Annotated in this window: 17 protein-coding genes; 9 read left to right on the top strand and 8 right to left on the bottom strand. The window is 53.0% G+C overall.

The features are described from left to right. The first annotated feature begins 291 nt into the window (after positions 1-291). The gene (locus ACS603_RS05535) at positions 292-999 is read left to right on the top strand and encodes a FadR/GntR family transcriptional regulator (protein ID WP_182063051.1); all 708 of its coding nucleotides are present in this window, start codon (positions 292-294) and stop codon (positions 997-999) included. Continuing rightward, a complete protein-coding gene (mdtD, locus tag ACS603_RS05530) occupies positions 996-2,429 on the top strand; it encodes a multidrug transporter subunit MdtD (RefSeq protein WP_474943893.1) in 1,434 nt (477 codons plus the stop codon). Before ACS603_RS05535 ends, mdtD begins: the two co-directional genes overlap by 4 nt. Here mdtD and rbsR read toward each other — a convergent pair. The 7 genes from rbsR to kup form a co-directional block, all read right to left on the bottom strand. Next, a complete protein-coding gene (rbsR, locus tag ACS603_RS05525; RefSeq protein ID WP_182063053.1) occupies positions 2,395-3,387 on the bottom strand; it encodes a ribose operon transcriptional repressor RbsR in 993 nt (330 codons plus the stop codon). The genes mdtD and rbsR overlap by 35 nt on opposite strands. A gap of 3 nt (positions 3,388-3,390) precedes the next feature. Then, entirely contained in the window at positions 3,391-4,320 is a 930-nt protein-coding gene (gene rbsK, locus ACS603_RS05520; RefSeq protein WP_182063495.1) for a ribokinase, read from the bottom strand. A gap of 107 nt (positions 4,321-4,427) precedes the next feature. Continuing rightward, positions 4,428-5,318: a ribose ABC transporter substrate-binding protein RbsB gene (gene rbsB, locus ACS603_RS05515; RefSeq protein WP_182063054.1), complete on the bottom strand. Its 891-nt coding sequence runs from the start codon at positions 5,316-5,318 to the stop codon at positions 4,428-4,430. A gap of 27 nt (positions 5,319-5,345) precedes the next feature. Further along, positions 5,346-6,311: a ribose ABC transporter permease gene (rbsC, locus tag ACS603_RS05510; RefSeq protein ID WP_119936500.1), complete on the bottom strand. Its 966-nt coding sequence runs from the start codon at positions 6,309-6,311 to the stop codon at positions 5,346-5,348. A 4-nt stretch (positions 6,312-6,315) separates the two neighbouring features. Next, positions 6,316-7,821, bottom strand: coding sequence for a ribose ABC transporter ATP-binding protein RbsA (gene rbsA, locus ACS603_RS05505; RefSeq protein WP_182063496.1), 1,506 nt, complete (start codon positions 7,819-7,821; stop codon positions 6,316-6,318). 7 nt (positions 7,822-7,828) lie between these two features. After that, positions 7,829-8,248 carry a D-ribose pyranase gene (rbsD, locus tag ACS603_RS05500; RefSeq protein WP_315687377.1) on the bottom strand — a complete coding sequence of 140 codons (420 nt, stop codon included), beginning with the start codon at positions 8,246-8,248 and terminating at the stop codon, positions 7,829-7,831. Positions 8,249-8,464: 216 nt separating this feature from the next. Then, on the bottom strand, positions 8,465-10,333 hold the full coding sequence (gene kup, locus ACS603_RS05495; RefSeq protein ID WP_182063056.1) for a low affinity potassium transporter Kup: 1,869 nt from the start codon (positions 10,331-10,333) through the stop codon (positions 8,465-8,467). Between the two features lie 222 nt (positions 10,334-10,555). On the opposite strand from kup, the gene ravA reads away from it, so the two are divergent. Next, complete coding sequence (ravA, locus tag ACS603_RS05490) at positions 10,556-12,052, top strand: ATPase RavA (protein ID WP_182063057.1); 1,497 nt, start codon at positions 10,556-10,558, stop codon at positions 12,050-12,052. After that, on the top strand, positions 12,046-13,497 hold the full coding sequence (viaA, locus tag ACS603_RS05485; protein WP_182063058.1) for an ATPase RavA stimulator ViaA: 1,452 nt from the start codon (positions 12,046-12,048) through the stop codon (positions 13,495-13,497). The genes ravA and viaA overlap by 7 nt, the downstream gene beginning before the upstream one ends. Here viaA and asnA read toward each other — a convergent pair whose 3' ends face one another. Continuing rightward, positions 13,498-14,490 (bottom strand): aspartate--ammonia ligase, encoded by a 993-nt coding sequence (asnA, locus tag ACS603_RS05480; protein ID WP_315687382.1) that lies wholly within the window; start codon positions 14,488-14,490, stop codon positions 13,498-13,500. It lies immediately after the preceding gene. A 151-nt stretch (positions 14,491-14,641) separates the two neighbouring features. Here asnA and asnC point away from each other — a divergent pair, with 151 nt between their 5' ends. From asnC to atpI, 5 genes are all read left to right on the top strand, one after another. Continuing rightward, positions 14,642-15,100 carry a transcriptional regulator AsnC gene (asnC, locus tag ACS603_RS05475; protein ID WP_003862383.1) on the top strand — a complete coding sequence of 153 codons (459 nt, stop codon included), beginning with the start codon at positions 14,642-14,644 and terminating at the stop codon, positions 15,098-15,100. A gap of 90 nt (positions 15,101-15,190) precedes the next feature. Continuing rightward, positions 15,191-15,640, top strand: a complete 450-nt coding sequence (gene mioC / locus ACS603_RS05470) for an FMN-binding protein MioC (protein WP_182063060.1) — start codon at positions 15,191-15,193, stop codon at positions 15,638-15,640. Positions 15,641-16,014: 374 nt separating this feature from the next. After that, complete coding sequence (mnmG, locus tag ACS603_RS05465; protein ID WP_182063061.1) at positions 16,015-17,904, top strand: tRNA uridine-5-carboxymethylaminomethyl(34) synthesis enzyme MnmG; 1,890 nt, start codon at positions 16,015-16,017, stop codon at positions 17,902-17,904. 113 nt (positions 17,905-18,017) lie between these two features. Then, positions 18,018-18,641, top strand: a complete 624-nt coding sequence (gene rsmG / locus ACS603_RS05460; protein WP_182063062.1) for a 16S rRNA (guanine(527)-N(7))-methyltransferase RsmG — start codon at positions 18,018-18,020, stop codon at positions 18,639-18,641. A 616-nt stretch (positions 18,642-19,257) separates the two neighbouring features. Next, a complete protein-coding gene (atpI, locus tag ACS603_RS05455) occupies positions 19,258-19,638 on the top strand; it encodes a F0F1 ATP synthase subunit I (protein WP_008500194.1) in 381 nt (126 codons plus the stop codon).

Genomic DNA, 19,638 nt, shown 5'->3' with positions numbered 1-19,638 from the left:
ATTCAGAGTCAAGCATTTATTTTCGCTTTTCTCCGGGATTCTTCAGCGGCTTTCGCCGGAGAACCCTGCTGACCCGGCGGCTTGTAAGCCGTTGTTCCGTGTCAGTGGAGGCGCATTATAGGGAGTTATTCTGAAGTGACAAGAGGAAATTTAAAAAAAGTTTCTGACCGTGTCTTTTTTCACCAAAACATACTAAATCAAGCTACAAATTGTTCTATTTGATGTATTTGCAACCACAATCACACTCCAGGTGGCATACTTACCAGCATGAACAATTAAGGAATAAGAGCGATGCCCTTAAGCGCACAACAGCTGGCAGCACAAAAAAACTTATCGTATGTGCTGGCAGAAAAGCTGGCTCAGCTGATCTTAGCGGGTAAATATGCCCCTGGTTGTATCCTGCCTGGCGAAATGGAACTGGGTGAGCAGTTTGGGGTAAGCCGTACTGCCGTTCGCGAAGCAGTGAAAACATTGACGGCAAAAGGGATGGTATTGCCACGCCCGCGCATAGGGACTCGCGTTATGCCGCAGGGTAACTGGAATTTCCTCGACCAGGAGCTGCTCTCCTGGTGGATGACGGAAGATAACTTCCATCAGGTTGTTGATCATTTCCTGGTAATGCGTAGCAGTCTTGAACCTCAGGCGTGCCTGCTTGCCGCCACGCTAGGTAGTGCAGAACAAAAAGCGGAGCTGAATACCTTAATGGAAGAGATGGTCTTCCTGAAGAAGCACTTCAATCGCGAACGCTGGGTTGAAGTGGACATGGCCTGGCATGAGCACATCTATTATATGAGCGGTAATCCGTTCCTGACCTCGTTTGCTTCTCTGTTCCATTCGGTTTATCACACCTACTTCACCTCAATTACACAAGACGAAGTGGTGAAGCTGGATCTGCATCAGGCCATTGTTGATGCGATTCAGGACAGTGACGGGCAACGCGCCCAGAGTGCATGTCAGGCATTGCTGGCAGCGCCAAACCACCAGCAGGAAAATAAATGACCGAGAAAAAAGCACGCAGCATAGCCGGATTGCCGTGGATTGCAGCCATGGCGTTCTTTATGCAGGCACTGGATGCCACCATCCTTAACACCGCTCTCCCTGCAATTGCCCACAGTCTTAACCGTTCTCCGCTGGCAATGCAGTCGGCCATTATCAGTTATACCCTGACGGTGGCGATGCTTATCCCGGTCAGCGGGTGGCTGGCAGATCGCTTCGGCACCCGCAAAATCTTTATGCTGGCCGTGACCCTGTTTACCCTCGGCTCCCTGGCCTGTGCGCTTTCTACATCCTTAACGCAGCTGGTAATCTTTCGCGTACTTCAGGGGGTTGGCGGAGCGATGATGATGCCTGTGGCACGCCTGGCGCTGTTACGGGCCTATCCGCGCAGCGAACTGCTTCCCGTGCTTAACTTCGTTACCATGCCTGGGCTGGTAGGCCCAATCCTGGGCCCGGTCCTGGGCGGCGTGCTTGTGACCTGGGCAAGCTGGCACTGGATATTCCTTATTAACATTCCGATTGGTATCACAGGGCTTCTCTATGCCCGCAAATATATGCCGGACTTCACCACCCCCAAACGCAGCTTTGATATGGGGGGCTTTTTCCTGTTTGGCCTGAGCCTGGTACTGTTCTCCAGCGGGATGGAGTTGTTTGGCGAGAAGATCGTGGCAACGTGGATAGCGGTATCCATTATTCTCAGCGGCATTCTGCTTTTGCTTCTTTATATACGTCATGCACGCCGCCACCCGACGCCACTTATCTCGTTGTCTCTCTTTAATACGCGAACGTTTTCAGTGGGTGTTGCCGGAAACATTGCCTCGCGGCTGGGTACAGGTTGCGTTCCCTTTCTGATGCCGTTGATGTTGCAGGTCGGTTTTGGTTACCCGGCATTGATTGCTGGCTGCATGATGGCGCCCACGGCAATGGGGTCGATTCTGGCCAAATCAACCGTGACACAGGTGCTGCGCTGGTGCGGTTATCGTAAGACGCTGGTTGGTGTGACCGTATTTATCGGCCTGATGATTGCACAGTTCTCGCTGCAATCCGCAGCATTACCGGTCTGGATGCTCATCCTGCCGCTGTTTGTTCTGGGGATGGCGATGTCTACGCAGTTCACTTCGATGAATACCATCACGCTGGCAGACCTGACGGATGAGAACGCCAGCAGCGGGAATAGCGTGCTGGCGGTTACTCAACAGTTGTCGATAAGCCTGGGGGTTGCCGTGAGTGCGGCGGTACTGCGGTTCTATGAAGGATTCGACAGCGCAAACACCGTCGAGCAATTCCATTACACCTTTATCACGATGGGCGCGCTTACCGTTGTCTCTGCGCTGGTCTTTATGTTGCTAAAACCCAAAGATGGCCGAAACCTGATCAAAGAACGCCACAAACCAAAGGTTAAACCGAACCCCGTTCCATCAGAACAGGAGTAAGCTGCAAACGTTGCTGTTGCAGTGCGGGCTGCGCCATACGATGGATCAGCACATCAATGGCCAGCTCGCCCAGTTCATCTTTTGGCTGATGAATAGTGGTCAGCGGTGGGGTCATGTAGCTGGCCAGTTCGATATCATCGTAGCCGATCACCGCCATATCACCTGGAATACTCAACCCGGCCTGATACAACGCCTGATAAGCACCAAATGCCATCGCATCGTTGCCAATAAATACCGCCTGCGGACGTTGTGCCTGTGCCAGCAGCTTTTGCATGGCCTCTAACCCGCCGTTAAATTCAAAGTCGCCGGTAATGCAATATCCCTCAGGAATGGAAAGCCCTGCCCGCGCCATTGCGGAGAGATATCCTTCAAGACGTAAACGGGCCGGCGTTTTATCCAGTGGCCCCGTGATACAGGCAATGCTGGTATAGCCTTTATCGATCAGGTATTGCGTTGCCATATCACCACCCAGCAACGAGTTATCCTGAATCAGATCGCTGGTGCCGTCGAACGGTGCCCAATCCATCATCACCGTAGGAATAGAAGGGTAGCGCTGAATAATCTCTTTTGAGGGCTGATGCGTTTCGGTACACAGCAGCAGTAACCCGTCGACGCGTTTTTGCATCAGCGTTTCAAGGTTACGGTTCATGCGCTGCTCGTCGCCTTCGGTATTACACAACACCAGGCTGTAGCCGCGCTCAAAGCAACTACGCTCTACGCCACGCACAAGTTCGGAATAAAACGGGTTGGTACTGGCGGTAATGAGCATCCCGATGGTACGGGTCTGGTTGAGCTTCAGACTGCGAGCCAGCGCCGACGGCGCATAGTTGAGATCTTTTACTGCGGCTTCGACTTTTTCCCGAATCGCCTCGCTGACAAAGCGATCGTTATTGATAACGTGGGAGACAGTAGAAGTAGAAACGCCCGCCATGCGGGCGACATCTTTCATTGTGGCCAAGCGTTACCCCTGCTGACTTAAGAATTCATCGATCTCTTTACGCCACGGAACGGAAGGCTGCGCACCTTTGCGGGTGACCGCGATAGCGGCAGCGGCATGAGCAAAACGAATGGCCTCATCCAGCGCTTTACCTTCCAGCAACGCCGTCACCAGCGCACCGTTAAAGGTGTCTCCGGCCGCAATGGTATCAATGGCTTTAACCTTAAAGCCCGGTACGCGGCGGCCTTCACCGTTGACGCTGGCCCACACACCGCGGCTGCCGAGGGTAATGATAACGTTGCTGATACCTTTTTCGTGCAGCGCTTTAGCCGCACGCGCCGCATCGTCGTCATTTTCCACACGAATACCGGTCAGCTTTTCGGCTTCGGTTTCGTTAGGGGTAATGATATCCACCAGCGCCAGGAGCTCATCTGATAATACACGGGCAGGCGCCGGATTAAGTACGACAGTGGTATGATTTTCATGCGCAATCTGGGCCGCAGCCAGTACGCTCTCCACTGGGGACTCCAGCTGCATCAACAATGCTTCTGCACTGGCAATAATTTCGCGCTGCGCCTCAACGCGTTCTGTTGTCAGCGCCGCGTTAGCCCCTGCATGAATACCGATGACATTCTCACCTTCCGCATTAACGAAAATCAGCGCTACGCCGGTTGATTCCCCGGCCACCACGCTCACTGGCGCAATGTCGATGTTATCGCTTGCCAGCTGTTTACGTACGCGCTCGCCCGTATCGTCATCACCCGTGCAGGCAATAAACGCAATATGTGCGCCGCTGCGCCCGGCAGCAACGGCCTGGTTTGCGCCTTTGCCGCCAAATGCCACCTGGTACTGATTACCCGTGACGGTTTCACCGGGTGTCGGGAAAGATTCAAGGTTAAGAATGTGATCGGCATTGATACTGCCAAGAACAACGAGGTTGCCAGCGGTTTTCATGTATGAGGTGTCCATCTGAGAGCGCCACCGGGATTAACCGGTGGCGTATGCCACACTTTTCTTTGTATTTTGTCCATCAGACCGCCAGTGACGGCCTGAATCGCATATTACTGCTTGATGACCAGTTTCAGGTCAACTGGATATTTTGCCTGAACCTTTTCGCCCTTCAGCACTTTATCAGCAGTCTGAACACCTGTTGCGCCAATCTGCTCAGGCAGCTGAGCGATGGTCGCAGCCAGTTTGCCATCATTTACTGCTTTTTCACCATCCGGAGTACCGTCAAACCCGACAACCATCACATCAGATTTACCGGCAGTTTGCAGAGCACGCAGCGCACCCAGCGCCATTTCGTCATTCTGTGCGAATACGGCCTGGACATCAGGGTGTGCGGTCAGCAAGTTCTGCATCACGTTCAGACCTTTAGTACGGTCGAAGTCGGCAGGCTGGCTGGCCAGAACGTTAAATTTGTGTGCTGCAACAGCCTGCTGGAAGCCTTCGCCACGTTCACGGGCAGCGGAAGTACCGGCGATACCCTGCAATTCGATAACTTTCGCGCCTTCACCAGCTTTCTTCGCGATGTAATCACCGGCGATTTTGCCGCCCAGAACGTTGTCAGACGCAATGTGGCTGACGACATCACCTTTAGATGCCTGACGGTCCAGGGTGATCACCGGGATTTTCGCCTGGTTTGCCATTTTCACGGCGTTACCCACAGCGTCGGAATCGGTTGGGTTAATCAGCAGGATTTTGGTGCCACGAACGGTTAAGTCCTGAACGTTAGCCAGCTCTTTCGCCGGGTTGTTCTGGGAGTCCAGTACAATCAGGTTATAACCCAGTTTGTCCGCTTCTTTTTGCGCGCCATCCTTCAGAGAGACAAAGAACGGGTTGTTCAGCGTTGAGACCACCAGCGCGATGGTGTCTTTCGCCATTGCGTTAGCACTTACGGTTGCGCTCAGCGCCACAGCAGAAACCAGGGTAGCCAGTTTTTTCATGTTCATATCTAAGATGTCCTGTAGTGTCGTCAGTTACTGTTTTTTGTTGTCTACCAGTACCGCCAGCAAAATCACTACCGCTTTAACGATCATCTGGTAATAGGAGGAAACACCTAACAAATTCAAACCATTATTCAGGAAACCGAGGATCAGTGCGCCGATCAATGTCCCAACAATACGTCCTTTACCGCCGGCAAGACTCGTACCGCCCAGCACCACCGCCGCAATGGCGTCCAGCTCATAACCTGTACCCGCCGTAGGTTGCGCAGAAGAGAGACGCGCCACTTCGATGATGCCCGCCAGTGACGCCAGCAAGCCGCACAGGGAATACACGATAATTTTGACTTTATTGACGCTGATACCAGAAAGGCGAGTCGCCGCTTCGTTACCGCCCAGCGCATAGATATAGCGCCCCAGACGGGTGTGATGCAGCATGTACCACGCCGCCAGGAAGACGATAGCCATGATCCAGACCGGCGTCGGGATACCCAGCGGGCGACCGATACCGAACCAGCCAAACAGATCGGCGTTATCCGTAAAGCCGGTGTTCACCGGGCTGCCGTTGGTGTAAACCATGGTCACACCGCGCAGCAGCAGCATCATTACCAGCGTGGCGATGAACGCCTGGACGCGGCCTTTCGCCACAATCACGCCGGTCACGGCGCCAATCGCCGCACCTGCTGCCAGTGCCGCAGCCACGGCCACCAGCGCGTTGACCTCAATCCCTACAATTGAAGCCGCAATCGCACCGGTGAGCGCCAGCAAGGAACCAACGGACAGGTCGATCCCCGACGTCAAAATCACCAGCGTCATCCCGACCGCCATAATGGCGTTTACAGAAGTCTGCTGAAGAATGTTGAACAGGTTATTAACGGTGAAAAAGTTCGGGCTCATGGTGGATACAATCGCGATCAGCACCAGCAGGGCAATCAGCGATTTTTGTTCCAGCAGCCATGCCTTGGTGAAATAACGGCGACCAGAAACAGCCTGGGTAGTCATCTTCTTACTCCTGATTCACGCGATTAAGCTTGCCCACAGCGGCAGCCATCAGAACTTCCTGGGTGGCCTGCTCGCGAGTGAATTCACCGCCGAGATGCCCTTCATGCATGACGATAATGCGATCGCTCATGCCTAATACTTCTGGCATCTCGGAAGAGACCAGAATGATGCTCAGACCGTCGGCCTTGAACTGGTTAATCAGCTGATAAATCTCTTTTTTCGCGCCCACATCCACGCCACGGGTTGGCTCATCAAGGATCAGCACTTTCGGGCGCGTCATCAGACCGCGCGCAATGGCCACCTTCTGCTGATTACCGCCGGACAACAGGCCAATTGCTTGCTCCATCGACGGCGTTTTGACGTTAAAGAGACGGATAAAATCGCTGACCGCCTGCTGTTCGTCTTTGTGCTTCAGGCTGCCGCCGCTATGGCTGAAATAGCGCAGTGCGGTAAGAGACATATTCTCTTTCACCGACATGCCCAGCACTAAGCCGTCGCGCTTACGGTCTTCAGAAATATAGACGATGCCATTCGCCAGACCATCTTGCGGAGAGCGAGTGACAACTTCATGGCCATCAAGGGTGACGTAACCGCTGGTGCGCGGCAGCGCGCCGTAGAGCACTTTCATCAGCTCGGTACGTCCCGCGCCCATCAGGCCCGCTACGCCAAGGATTTCCCCCTGACGCAGGGTAAAGGTTACATCGTTCACACCCGGTCCGCAGAGGTTGTCCACCTTCAGGCGGATTTCTCCCGGCGCTTTATCCAGATGCGGGTACTGATCTTCGAGCTTACGTCCCACCATCATTTCGATCAGGGTATCTTCAGTCAGTGTGGCCACTTCGCGCTCGGCAATAAACTGCCCGTCGCGGAAGACGGTTACGTCGTCGCAAATCTCGAAGATCTCTTTCATACGGTGAGAGATATAGACAATCCCGCGCCCCTGCGACTTCAGCTCGCGGATAACACGGAACAGGGATTCGGTTTCGGTATCGGTCAGGGCGTCGGTCGGTTCATCCATAATGATGACCTTTGACTCAAAGCTCAGCACCTTAGCGATTTCCACCATCTGCTGATCGCCGATGGAGAGATCGCCCACCAGGCGGTCGCTTTTAAAGCGCAGGTTCAGCTTCGCCAGCAGTTTGTCCGCTTCGGCGTACATCGTTTTCCAGTCGATTTTGCCAAACCGGTTTACGAATTCGCGCCCCAGGAAGATGTTTTCCGCAATGGTGAGTTGCGGGATCAGGTTCAGCTCCTGGTGGATAATGCCGATACCGGCTTCCTGGGATGATTTCGGGCCGTTGAAGGTGGTTTCTTTACCCAGCCACGTGAGTGAGCCTGCATCGCGTTGATAGATACCGGTCAGCACTTTCATCATGGTGGATTTGCCAGCGCCGTTTTCGCCCACCAGCGCCATCACGCGCCCGGCGTATACGTTCAGCGCGGCTCCGGAGAGGGCTTTTACGCCAGGGAACGATTTATCGATCCCTTTGAGTTGCAATAATGCGTCCATGATGGCCTCAGAAAGTGACGCCAGCACAGAGAATAATATTCGCATACGGGGAACACTCCCCGCTGCGAATCACCGCCTGACTGTCTGCGGTTTGTTGTTTGAACTGTTCGTGCGTTGTGTAACGAATTTCTATGGTGTTTCCCTGGTGTTTTTGCAGTTGCTCAATGTGGCCGAGCAACGTTTCGTGGAGTTGCGGATTATGTTGTTTGATCTCCGTCGCGAGAATGGCTGTCTCAACCTGCATCTCCGCTGTCACCACGTCCAGTACCTGCATAAACGAGGGCACGCCCTGCGTTAACGCCATATCGATACGGGTTGTGCTGCGCGGAACCGGTAAGCCTGCATCGCAAACTACCAGCGTATCGGTATGCCCAAGACGGGAGATAACCGATGAGATTTCTGAGTTGAGTACAGTGCCTTTCTTCATTTTCTTGCTCCACTAGCGAAACGTTTCGCTGAATACAGTGTAGACCCACTAGTGTTCAGAAAACCATCATGACGTAACAGATTTGTGATCAACGTCGAAACGTTTCGCTAAGTGAAATGTGGAGAGGGGGAATTGCCCGGCGGCGCTTCGCTTGCGCGGGCCTACGGGTAGAGTAGGCCGGGTAAGCGCAGCGCCACCCGGCATTTCAAAGAGGACTTAAATCTCGACCTGTGTCCCAAGCTCAATCACGCGGTTAGGCGGGATCTCAAACTGGTCAGGTGCGCGCAGGGCGTTACGTTGCAGGATAAGGTACAGCTTGCCACGCAGACGCAGATACCACGGCCGCTTACCGATGATCAGCGACTCATGCGACATGAAGAACGAGGTCTCCATCATGCGGCAGTTCAGCCCTTCCAGACCGCAGCGGTGGAACACCTCTTCCACGTTAGGCGTTTCGCGCCAGCCGTAGCTCGCCACCACGCGCCAGAAGGTTGGCGACAGCTGCTCAATCTGGACACGACGCACGTTATGAACATATGGCGCATCTTCAGTACGCAGCGTCAGCAGGATCACGCGTTCATGCAGCACTTTGTTGTGCTTGAGATTATGCATCAGCGCGAACGGGATAACGTTCAACGCGCGAGACATATACACCGCAGTGCCCGGAACGCGAACCGGCGGGGATTTCTCCAGAGAAACAATCATCGCTTCCAGAGAGTTACCGTGCTCATGCATACGACGCAGCAGACGGAAGCGTTCGCTCTTCCACGTTGTCATCACAATAAACATCACCAGACCGAGGGTAAGCGGCAGCCAGCCACCGGAGACAATCTTGTCGAGGTTCGCGGAGAACAGCGGCACGTCGATACAAAGGAAGCCCACCAGAATCATCCCCACCAGGAATTTATTCCAGTGCCAGTTCCGGTACGCCACGGTCGTGGAGAGGATCGACGTCAGTACCATGGTACCGGTCACAGCAATACCGTATGCCGCAGCCAGGTTGCTGGAGTGCTCGAAACTCACAATAACAATTACAACCGCAAAGTAGAGCAGCCAGTTAATGAAAGGAATGTAGATCTGGCCCGACTCCATTTCCGAAGTATGGATAATGCGCATTGGCGAGAGATAACCCAGACGCACGGCCTGACGCGTAAGGGAGAACACGCCGGAAATCACCGCCTGAGACGCGATAACGGTCGCCAGGGTGGCGAGGATCAGCATCGGCACCAGCGCCCAGTCGGGTGCCAGCAGGAAGAACGGGTTCTTAATGGCTTCCGGGGTTTTGAGCAACAGCGCGCCCTGGCCGAAGTAGTTCAGCACCAGTGACGGCAGCACCACGGCAAACCATGCCACGCGGATAGGCAACTTGCCGAAATGCCCCATGTCCGCATACAGCGCTTCAACACCAGTAATAGAAAGAACAACCGCACCTAATGCAATAAACGAAACGGTTTTATATTCGAGGAAGAAGTTAACTGCCCAGAGCGGGTTCAGGGCGTGCAGCACTTCTGGGTTCGCAATAATGCTGCGCAACCCCAGCGCCGCCAGGATCAGGAACCAGGCCAGCATAATCGGTGCGAACAGCTTCCCGACAAGCCCAGTGCCATGCTTCTGAATAGCAAACAGCAGCGTCAGAACAATAATGGCCAGCGGGACAACCCACGTATCAAGCTGCGGCGCGATGATTTCCAGCCCCTCTATTGCCGAGAGAACCGAAATCGCCGGGGTGATCACCACCTCGCCATAGAAGAAGCTGCCACCAATCAACCCAATGATAACTAGCACCGAGGTCATTTTGGCCGAAGTATTACGCCCGGCAAGAGACATCAGCGTCAGGATACCGCCTTCACCTGCGTTATCAGCACGCATAACAAAGGAGAGATATTTAACGGAAACAACCAGGATCAGCAGCCAGAAGATGAGTGACAAAAAACCAAACACAGCGTCACGTTCAACACCAAAACCAAACTGACCGGACAGACATTCACGAAGCGTATAAAGTGGGCTGGTGCCGATATCACCGTAGACAACCCCGATCGCCGCAAGCGTTATTGCGGGTAATGATTGCTTATTATCAGTGCTCATAGACTAGTCTTTTCGTTTGTATAACAAATGTGTGCTTAGTCCCTTGGCCCACAAAAAGCGCACAGTATGCACGATTAATTGCAAAATCGTACCCCTAAATGCAACCGCGTTAATGTATCGCAAAGAAAATAGCGCCGCACTTCAGTCTATTACCAGCCCTGACTGAAACGTCTATACTCGCTTCAATTGGCCGCCACGACGGCGAAAGGATGCAAAACTATTATGGCTCACTCACATTTATTAGCAGAAAGAATTTCCCGCCTCAGCAGCGCGCTGGAAAAAGGCCTTTTCGAGCGTAGCCACGCTATCCGCCTGTGTTTACTGGCGGCGTTGAGCGGTGAAAGTGTATTTTTACTTGGCCCGCCGGGGATTGCGAAAAGCCTGATTGCCCGCCGGCTGAAATACGCTTTCCAGAATGCCCGTGCCTTTGAATATTTGATGACCCGATTCTCTACCCCTGAAGAGGTTTTTGGTCCGCTTTCCATTCAGGCCTTAAAAGATGAAGGGCGCTATCAGCGTCTGACGGATGGCTATCTCCCGGAAGCGGAGATTGTGTTTCTCGATGAGATCTGGAAAGCCGGCCCGGCCATTCTGAACACCCTGCTTACGGCAATTAACGAACGTCGCTTCCGTAACGGCGCCAGTGAAGAGAAAATCCCGATGCGCCTGCTGGTGGCCGCCTCCAACGAACTTCCGGAAGCCGACAACAGCCTGGAAGCGCTTTACGACCGTATGCTTATCCGTCTGTGGCTGGACAAAGTCCAGGACAAATCGAACTTCCGCTCGATGCTGGTCAGCCAGCAGGATGAGAACGAAAACCCGGTACCCGCTTCCCTTCAGGTCACCGATGAGGAATATCATCAGTGGCAGCAGGAGATCGGCAAAATCAAACTGCCGGATGCCGTTTTTGAGCTTATCTTCATGCTGCGCCAGCAGCTCGATTTACTGCCTTCAGCTCCCTATGTTTCCGATCGCCGCTGGAAAAAAGCGATCCGTCTGTTACAGGCCAGCGCCCTGTTTAGCGGGCGCGATGCCGTTGCGCCTATTGACCTGATCCTGCTGAAAGATTGTCTGTGGCATGACGCAGAAGGCATGAACCTGATGCAGCAACAGCTTGAAATATTGATGACCGGGCAGGCCTGGGGACAGCAGTCAATGCTCAATCAGCTCGGCGCCATTGCCCAGCGTAGGATGCAGCTCCAGCAGCAGCAAAGCGATAAAACAGCGCTTAAAGTTAACCGTCTTGGCGGTATGTTTGCCCGTAAACCGCATTACGAGTTGCCGGCCGAACTCACGACGACGTCCCTCACGCTTCTGCTCCAGCAACCGCTAAAACTCCACGATATGCAGGTGGTGCACATTACCCTTGAGCGCGAGGCGTTATCGCAGTGGCTCGATAAGGGCGGCGACATCCGCGGCAAGCTCAACGGTATTGGTTTTGCGCAGTTGCTGAATATGGAAGTGGATACCAGCCAGCATCTGGTGCTCCGCGATGTTAGCCTGCAAGGTTCCCGCCTTGCGTTACCCGGCACGGCGGCAGACAGCGTGCCAGAAGAGATCAAACAGCAGCTGGAAGCACTGGATACCGAATGGCATCAGCAACATACCCGCTTCAGCGAGCAGCAGAAGTGTCTCTTTATCCATAGCGACTGGTTAGGGCGCATTGAAGCCAGCCTTCAGGACGTGGGCGCGCAGATCAAACAGGCACGTCAATGCTAACGCTGGATACGCTCAACGTCATGCTGGCGGTCAGCGAGGAAGGATTGATCGAAGAGGTCGTCATTACTCTGCTGGCCACCCCACAGCTGGCGGCCTTCTTTGAAAAATTCCCAAAGCTCAAAAAGGCCATGACCGACGATCTCCCGCGCTGGCGAGATAATCTGCGTAAGCGCTTAAAAGAGACAGAAGTCCCGCCTGAACTCACTGAAGAAGTGGCGTGCTATCAGCAGTGCCAGCGGTTATCCACGCCGCAATTCATTGTTCAGCTACCGCAAACCCTGACTCTGCTGGATAAAGTCCACTCTCCGTTTGCCAGCCAGGCCAGAACGCTGGTCACCGATAACGCCACCTTTACTCCGGCACTGCATACCCTGTTTTTACAGCGCTGGCGGCTCAGCCTGGTGGTGCAGGCGACAACCCTTAACCAGCAGCTGCTTGATGAAGAGCGTGAACAGCTTCTGAGCGAAGTGCAGGAGCGTATGACGCTCAGCGGCCAGCTAGAGCAGGTGCTGGTGGAAAACGAAAACGCGGCCGGACGCCTGTGGGATATGAGCGCCGGGCAGCTACGGCGCGGTGATTACCAGCTGATTGTGAAATATGGCGACTTTCTGACGCAACAACCTGAGCTCATGAAGCTCGCAGAGCAGCTGGGCCGTTCGCGGGAGGCGAAATCCGTCCCGAAAAAAGATGCGCCAATGGAAACTTTCCGCACGCTGGTGCGTGAACCGGCAACGGTGCCCGAACAGGTTGATGGGTTACAACAGAGCGATGATATTTTGCGCCTGTTGCCTACTGAGCTGAGCACGCTGGGTATCACCGAGCTGGAGTACGAGTTTTATCGTCGGCTGGTGGAAAAGCAGTTGCTCACTTACCGGCTACATGGCGAATCCTGGCACGAAAAAATCAGCCAGCGTCCGGTGGTGCATCAGGATTTTGATGAGCAGCCGCGCGGGCCTTTTATAGTGTGCGTGGATACATCCGGTTCAATGGGCGGTTTTAATGAGCAATGCGCGAAGGCCTTTTGCCTGGCGCTAATGCGCGTGGCCCTGGCCGACCGACGTCGCTGCTTTATTATGCTGTTTTCCAGTGAGGTGGTGGGTTACGAACTGACGGGGCAGCAAGGCATTGAGCAGGCCATCCGTTTCTTAAGCCAGCGCTTTCGCGGCGGTACCGATATGGCAAGCTGCTTTCGCGCCATTATCGAACGTATGCAGGGTGGCGACTGGTATGATGCCGATGCGGTGGTGATCTCTGACTTTATTGCCCAGCGGCTGCCGGATGATGTGGTAAATAAAGTGAAGGTATTACAGCGCGAACATCAGCATCGTTTTCACGCTGTGGCGATGTCCGTTAATGGCAAACCCGGCATCATGCGCATCTTCGATCATATCTGGCGCTTTGATACCGGGTTACGTAGCCGCCTGCTCAGACGCTGGCGACGCTAATTAAAGAAGGGAACCGACGCTTTCACGAACCTGCTGCGGCCAAACTCCACATTGCACCTGGCCAATATGCGACAGTTGCAGCAGGAGCATAGTCAAACGAGATTGCCCGATGCCACCCCCAATGGTCTGCGGCATCTCACCACGTAACAACGCCTGGTGCCACTCCAGCTGGAGACGATCTTCATCACCCGTAACAGTAAGCTGGCGTTTCAGCGCAGCAGCATCAACACGGATCCCCATTGAAGAAAGCTCAAATGCATCTTCAAGAACCGGGTTCCAGACCAGAATGTCACCGTTCAGACCGGCAAATTCGCTCTCGCCAGCCGTGCTCCAGTCATCGTAATCAGGCGCACGAACGTCATGACGCTTACCATCAGACAGCTTGCCGCCGATACCCATCAGGAATACAGCACCCAGTTCTTTTGCAATTGCGCGTTCACGGCCTTTAGCATCCAGATCCGGGAAGCGGCTCAGCAACTCCTGGCTGTGAACAAAGTGGATCGTTTCCGGCAGGAACGGTGCCAGACCAAACTCTTTGCTCACTGCGGCTTCAGTCGCTTTGATCCCGGCGTAGATCGCCTCAACGGTGGATTTCAGCGTGCCGATATGACGCTCGCCATCACCCATTACGCGCTCCCAGTCCCACTGGTCAACATAAACAGAGTGAATAGCGGAAAGGCGGTCTTCATCAGGGCGAAGGGCTTTCATGTGCGTGTAGAGCCCTTCGCCGGCGCTGAAGTCGTGTTGTCCCAGCGTTTGACGCTTCCATTTCGCCAGTGAATGAACCACTTCGAACTGGGCATCTGGCAGTGTTTTCACTTTCACCTGAACCGCTTTTTCGCAACCAGACAAGTTATCCTGTGTCCCGTCTCCTACGCGGCTTAAGATTGGAGCCTGAACTTCAACCAGGCCGAGCTTATCTTCCAGCTGACGGGAAAAGTGGGATTTAACGAAGCTGATCTGGCGTTGTTTTGCGATGTAAGCGGTTTTCATTATTTATACTCCTGCGTCCTGTTGGTATTGATTAAGCAACAAAAATGGCACTCAATTCAATAATCCAACAACAAAAAGCCACCTTCACTTTTGATTCGTTAAAATATGACGCTAGAATAGAGTGATTCACTAATCTTCATAAGAAAAACCTATGGAAAATTATCAGATCGACAATCTGGACCGCGGCATCCTGGAAGCGTTAATGGCCAATGCACGTACCGCCTATGCAGAACTGGCAAAACAGTTTGGCGTCAGCCCCGGAACCATTCACGTGCGTGTAGAGAAGATGAAGCAGGCCGGGATTATTACCGGTGCACGTATCGATGTCAGTCCAAAACAGCTGGGTTACGACGTCTGCTGTTTTATTGGCATCATCCTTAAGAGCGCCAAAGATTATCCCTCTGCGCTGGAAAAGCTGAATGCACTCGATGAAGTCACCGAGGCGTACTACACCACCGGGCACTACAGCATCTTTATCAAAGTGATGTGCCGATCCATCGATGCGCTCCAGCAGGTACTTATCAACAAGATCCAAACAATCGATGAAATTCAGTCCACCGAGACACTGATCTCCCTGCAAAACCCGATCATGCGGACTATCCGCCCATGATCGGGCAAATTCATTCCCACATTTTCCACAGGTAGATCCCAGCTCGTTCACAGCGTACAATGGCCGCCTCTTAATATGAGCGAGCGATCAATGGCGGACATTACTCTTATCAGTGGCAGCACCCTGGGCGGCGCGGAATACGTTGCAGAACATCTGGCCGAAAAGCTGGAAGATGCCGGTTTTTCCACTGAAACCCTGCACGGGCCGTTACTGGAAGATCTTCCGACTGCCGGGATCTGGCTACTGATCACTTCTACGCACGGTGCGGGCGATATCCCGGACAACCTGCAACCTTTATATGACGAACTGCTGGAGCAACAACCCGACCTGTCAGCCGTACGTTTCGGTGCAGTCGGTATCGGCAGCCGTGAATATGACACCTTCTGTGGTGCAGTAGAGAAAATAGAAGCCGCAGTGAAGTCATCTGGAGCCAAACAGCTCGGTGAAACACTCAAGATCAACATCCTCGAACACGATATTCCAGAGGATCCAGCAGAGATTTGGCTGGAAGAATGGAAAAATTTACTCAAAAACGATTAAAGATCGCGCGAACAGATGTGGATAACTCTGGTTAAAAGCTCGTATTAAGCGGTAGTTATCCAAAGAATAACTCGCGTCCCGTTTTTGGCCTGTGTATAAAGTCGCGATCTGATCCCAGCTTATACGGTCCAGGATCACCGATCATTCACAGCAAACGATCCTTTCTAACTGCATGATCTTCTTTGCGAGATCGGACTTACCCACAGGGAGAGGCGATCCTAATAAGAGATCACAATAGAACAGATCTCTAAATAAAAAGATCTTCTTTTTAATAGCCCAGGATCCCAATGCTTTCTCGAAAGACTAAAGTTGAGTAGAATCCACGGCCCGGGCTTCAATCCATTTTCATACCGCTTTACGCGAGGCAGACCACCATGTTTTATCAGGATCCTTTTGACGTCATCATCATTGGCGGGGGTCATGCAGGCACTGAGGCCGCAATGGCCGCAGCGCGTATGGGTCAGCAGACCCTGCTTTTGACACACAATATCGACACGCTTGGACAGATGTCCTGTAATCCGGCGATTGGCGGCATTGGGAAAGGACACCTGGTAAAAGAAGTGGATGCACTTGGCGGCCTGATGGCGAAAGCGATCGATCAGGCAGGCATCCAGTTTAGGATACTAAACGCGAGTAAAGGCCCGGCTGTCCGTGCGACCCGAGCCCAGGCAGACCGCGTGCTTTACCGTCAGGCAGTACGTACCGCACTGGAGAACCAACCGAATTTGATGATCTTCCAGCAAGCGGTGGAAGATCTTATCGTTGAGAACGATCGCGTTGTCGGCGCGGTGACCCAGATGGGCCTCAAATTCCGTGCTAAAGCGGTAGTGCTGACCGTCGGGACATTCCTGGATGGCAAAATCCATATCGGTCTGGATAACTACAGCGGTGGCCGTGCTGGCGATCCGCCGTCCATTCCGCTTTCTCGTCGTTTGCGTGAGCTGCCGCTGCGCGTCAGCCGCCTGAAAACCGGTACGCCGCCACGTATCGATGCCCGAACCATTGATTTCAGCGTGCTGGCGCAACAGCATGGTGATAACCCAATGCCGGTGTTCTCGTTCATGGGCAATGCGGCTCAGCATCCGCAGCAGGTTCCTTGCTACATCACGCACACCAACGAAAAAACCCATGACGTGATCCGTAATAATCTCGATCGTAGCCCAATGTATGCTGGCGTGATCGAAGGGATCGGCCCACGCTACTGCCCGTCGATCGAAGACAAAGTGATGCGCTTTGCCGATCGTAACCAGCACCAGATCTTCCTCGAGCCGGAAGGACTGACGTCTAACGAAATTTATCCGAACGGTATTTCCACCAGCCTGCCGTTTGATGTGCAGATGCAAATTGTTCGCTCAATGCAGGGCATGGAGAACGCTAAAATTGTTCGTCCAGGCTACGCTATTGAATATGATTTCTTCGATCCGCGTGACCTGAAACCAACCCTGGAGAGCAAGTTCATCCATGGGCTGTTCTTCGCCGGTCAGATCAACGGCACAACAGGTTACGAAGAAGCTGCCGCACAGGGCCTGCTTGCGGGTCTTAACGCCGCGCGCTTCTCTGCCGAGAAAGAGGGCTGGGCTCCGGGTCGTTCCCAGGCTTACCTGGGCGTGCTGGTCGACGATCTTTGCACCCTGGGCACCAAAGAACCGTACCGTATGTTTACGTCCCGCGCGGAATATCGCCTGATGCTGCGCGAAGACAACGCCGATCTGCGTCTGACCGAAATGGGTCGTGAGCTGGGTCTGGTGGATGACGAACGCTGGGCGCGTTTCAACGAGAAGCTGGAACGCATCGAACAGGAACGTCAGCGCCTGAAAACAACGTGGGTGAATCCACAGGCAGAAACTGCTGCCGAAGTGAACGCTCACTTGACTGCGCCGCTCTCGCGCGAAGCCAGCGGTGAAGATTTGCTGCGTCGCCCGGAAGTGACCTATGAGAACCTGGTCAAACTGACCGCGTTCGCGCCGGGTCTTGAAGACGTTGAAGCGGCAGAGCAGGTCGAAATCCAGGTGAAGTACGAAGGCTACATCGCGCGTCAGCAGGATGAGATCGAAAAACAGCAGCGCAACGAAAACACGTTGCTGCCGGAAATGCTGGACTATCGTCAGGTGACAGGCCTTTCCAATGAAGTGATCGCCAAACTGAACGATCACAAGCCTGTGTCGATCGGCCAGGCATCACGTATCTCCGGCGTCACGCCTGCCGCGATTTCGATTCTGCTGGTGTGGTTGAAAAAACAAGGTATGTTGCGCCGCAGCGCGTAGTTCCTTGAACATTGCTTTTTGGCGGGTGGCGCTTCGCTTACCCGCCCTACTTATTCGTAGGCCCGGTAAGCGACAGCGCCACCGGGCGAAAAATCTCTAAACAGGTATTCACCGTGCTCAATAAACTCTCTCGTCTGCTGGATGAAGCAGGTATTTCGCTCACCGATCACCAGAAAAATCAGCTGGTGGCCTATGTCGATATGCTGAACAAATGGAACAAAGCGTACAACCTGACTTCCGTACGCGATCCCAACGAGATGCTCGTTCGCCATATCCTCGATAGCATCGTGGTTGCCCCGCATCTGCAAGGTGAGCGCTTTATCGACGTCGGGACGGGTCCGGGCCTGCCTGGCGTGCCGTTGTCGATTGTTCGTCCTGAGTGCCATTTCACGCTGCTGGACAGCCTGGGAAAACGCGTACGTTTCTTACGCCAGGTGCAGCATGAATTGCAGCTTGATAACATCACACCCGTACAGAGCAGGGTAGAGGAGTTCCCGGCGGAACCACCGTTTGACGGTGTTATCAGCCGTGCATTTGCATCACTCAACGACATGGTGAGCTGGTGCAAGCATTTGCCTGCACAAAATGGCCGTTTTTATGCGCTGAAAGGACAGTTACCTGGTGAGGAGATTGAACAACTTCCTGTTGGTTTTTCAGTCGAATCTATTGAGAAATTAAACATTCCTCAACTCGAAGGCGAACGCCATCTGGTGATAATTAAGCCAAACAATTTTTAAATAATTAATAAAAAATGTGGAATTTGTGCTGTTCTTATAGTGTTAAAAAACAGCACAACTAAAGAGATTTTGCTGAAGTTAATTTAACCTTGTTGTTACCATGGATTTTCTTTGGGTTAACGTTATTCGCATGGTTACCCTGGAGAATAGTCAACAACGAAAATATCAGCCTGCTAAAAGTGAAAAGTCGCAATAAGGTGGGAATGTTAAATATTTATTAAGAATGTCAATGAAAGGTTTTTGTTGTATACAGGGCTGTTTTGAAAATAGTTACGACAATTTATCTTTAATATCATAAAGATGAAATAAACCGATTTACGTCTTTGATAAATACAACCTTATCGTAAATGTGTATTTTGTGATCTCGTGCACGCTTTATCGTCAACGTTTTCGCGCGGTTTGCAGTTTTGTTGGAAGGCCTGCGGTTTCACGAAAAGTTAAAAAATAGCGGTGGGGAAAAATATTTAAACATTTATTCACCTTTTCGCTACTTAATGTTTGAAATCACGGGGGCGCACCGTATAATTTGTCCGCTTTTTGATGCTTGACTCTGAGCCTTAAAGGACGTTTTATACGACACGCGACATACCTCAAAGGGAGCAGGAGTAAAAACGTGATGTCTGTGTCGCTCTTGAGTAGAAACGTTGCTCGTAAGCTTCTGTTCATTCAGTTTCTGGCTGTGATAGCAAGTGGACTGCTGTTTAGCCTCAAAGACCCCTTCTGGGGCATCTCCGCCGTGTGCGGGGGTTTGGCGGTGGTTCTGCCAAACGTGTTGTTTATGATTTTTGCCTGGCGTCATCAGGCGCATACACCTGCCAAAGGCCGCGTGGCCTGGTCCTTCGCCCTCGGCGAAGTGTGTAAGGTGTTGCTAACCTTTGCTCTACTGGTGATGGCGCTGGCGGTTTTGAAAGTGGTATTCATGCCGCTGATAGCTACGTGGGTTTTGGTGCTGGTGGTACAAGTTCTGGCTCCAGCTGTAATCAACAACAAAGGGTAA

It is taken from the genome of Enterobacter sp. Li2LvB3 (assembly GCF_056156645.1).
This window is presented reverse-complemented; position numbering and strand designations above follow the sequence as displayed.

Bases quoted from the DNA above. Each gene is read 5' to 3' on its own strand.
- ACS603_RS05535 (WP_182063051.1), top strand. From the start codon at position 292: ATGCCCTTAAGCGCACAACAGCTGGCAGCACAAAAAAACTTATCGTAT.
- mdtD (WP_474943893.1), top strand. From the start codon at position 996: ATGACCGAGAAAAAAGCACGCAGCATAGCCGGATTGCCGTGGATTGCA.
- rbsK (WP_182063495.1), bottom strand. From the start codon at position 4,320: ATGAAAACCGCTGGCAACCTCGTTGTTCTTGGCAGTATCAATGCCGAT.
- rbsB (WP_182063054.1), bottom strand. From the start codon at position 5,318: ATGAACATGAAAAAACTGGCTACCCTGGTTTCTGCTGTGGCGCTGAGC.
- rbsC (WP_119936500.1), bottom strand. From the start codon at position 6,311: ATGACTACCCAGGCTGTTTCTGGTCGCCGTTATTTCACCAAGGCATGG.
- rbsA (WP_182063496.1), bottom strand. From the start codon at position 7,821: ATGGACGCATTATTGCAACTCAAAGGGATCGATAAATCGTTCCCTGGC.
- rbsD (WP_315687377.1), bottom strand. From the start codon at position 8,248: ATGAAGAAAGGCACTGTACTCAACTCAGAAATCTCATCGGTTATCTCC.
- kup (WP_182063056.1), bottom strand. From the start codon at position 10,333: ATGAGCACTGATAATAAGCAATCATTACCCGCAATAACGCTTGCGGCG.
- ravA (WP_182063057.1), top strand. From the start codon at position 10,556: ATGGCTCACTCACATTTATTAGCAGAAAGAATTTCCCGCCTCAGCAGC.
- viaA (WP_182063058.1), top strand. From the start codon at position 12,046: ATGCTAACGCTGGATACGCTCAACGTCATGCTGGCGGTCAGCGAGGAA.
- asnA (WP_315687382.1), bottom strand. From the start codon at position 14,490: ATGAAAACCGCTTACATCGCAAAACAACGCCAGATCAGCTTCGTTAAA.
- asnC (WP_003862383.1), top strand. From the start codon at position 14,642: ATGGAAAATTATCAGATCGACAATCTGGACCGCGGCATCCTGGAAGCG.
- mioC (WP_182063060.1), top strand. From the start codon at position 15,191: ATGGCGGACATTACTCTTATCAGTGGCAGCACCCTGGGCGGCGCGGAA.
- mnmG (WP_182063061.1), top strand. From the start codon at position 16,015: ATGTTTTATCAGGATCCTTTTGACGTCATCATCATTGGCGGGGGTCAT.
- atpI (WP_008500194.1), top strand. From the start codon at position 19,258: ATGTCTGTGTCGCTCTTGAGTAGAAACGTTGCTCGTAAGCTTCTGTTC.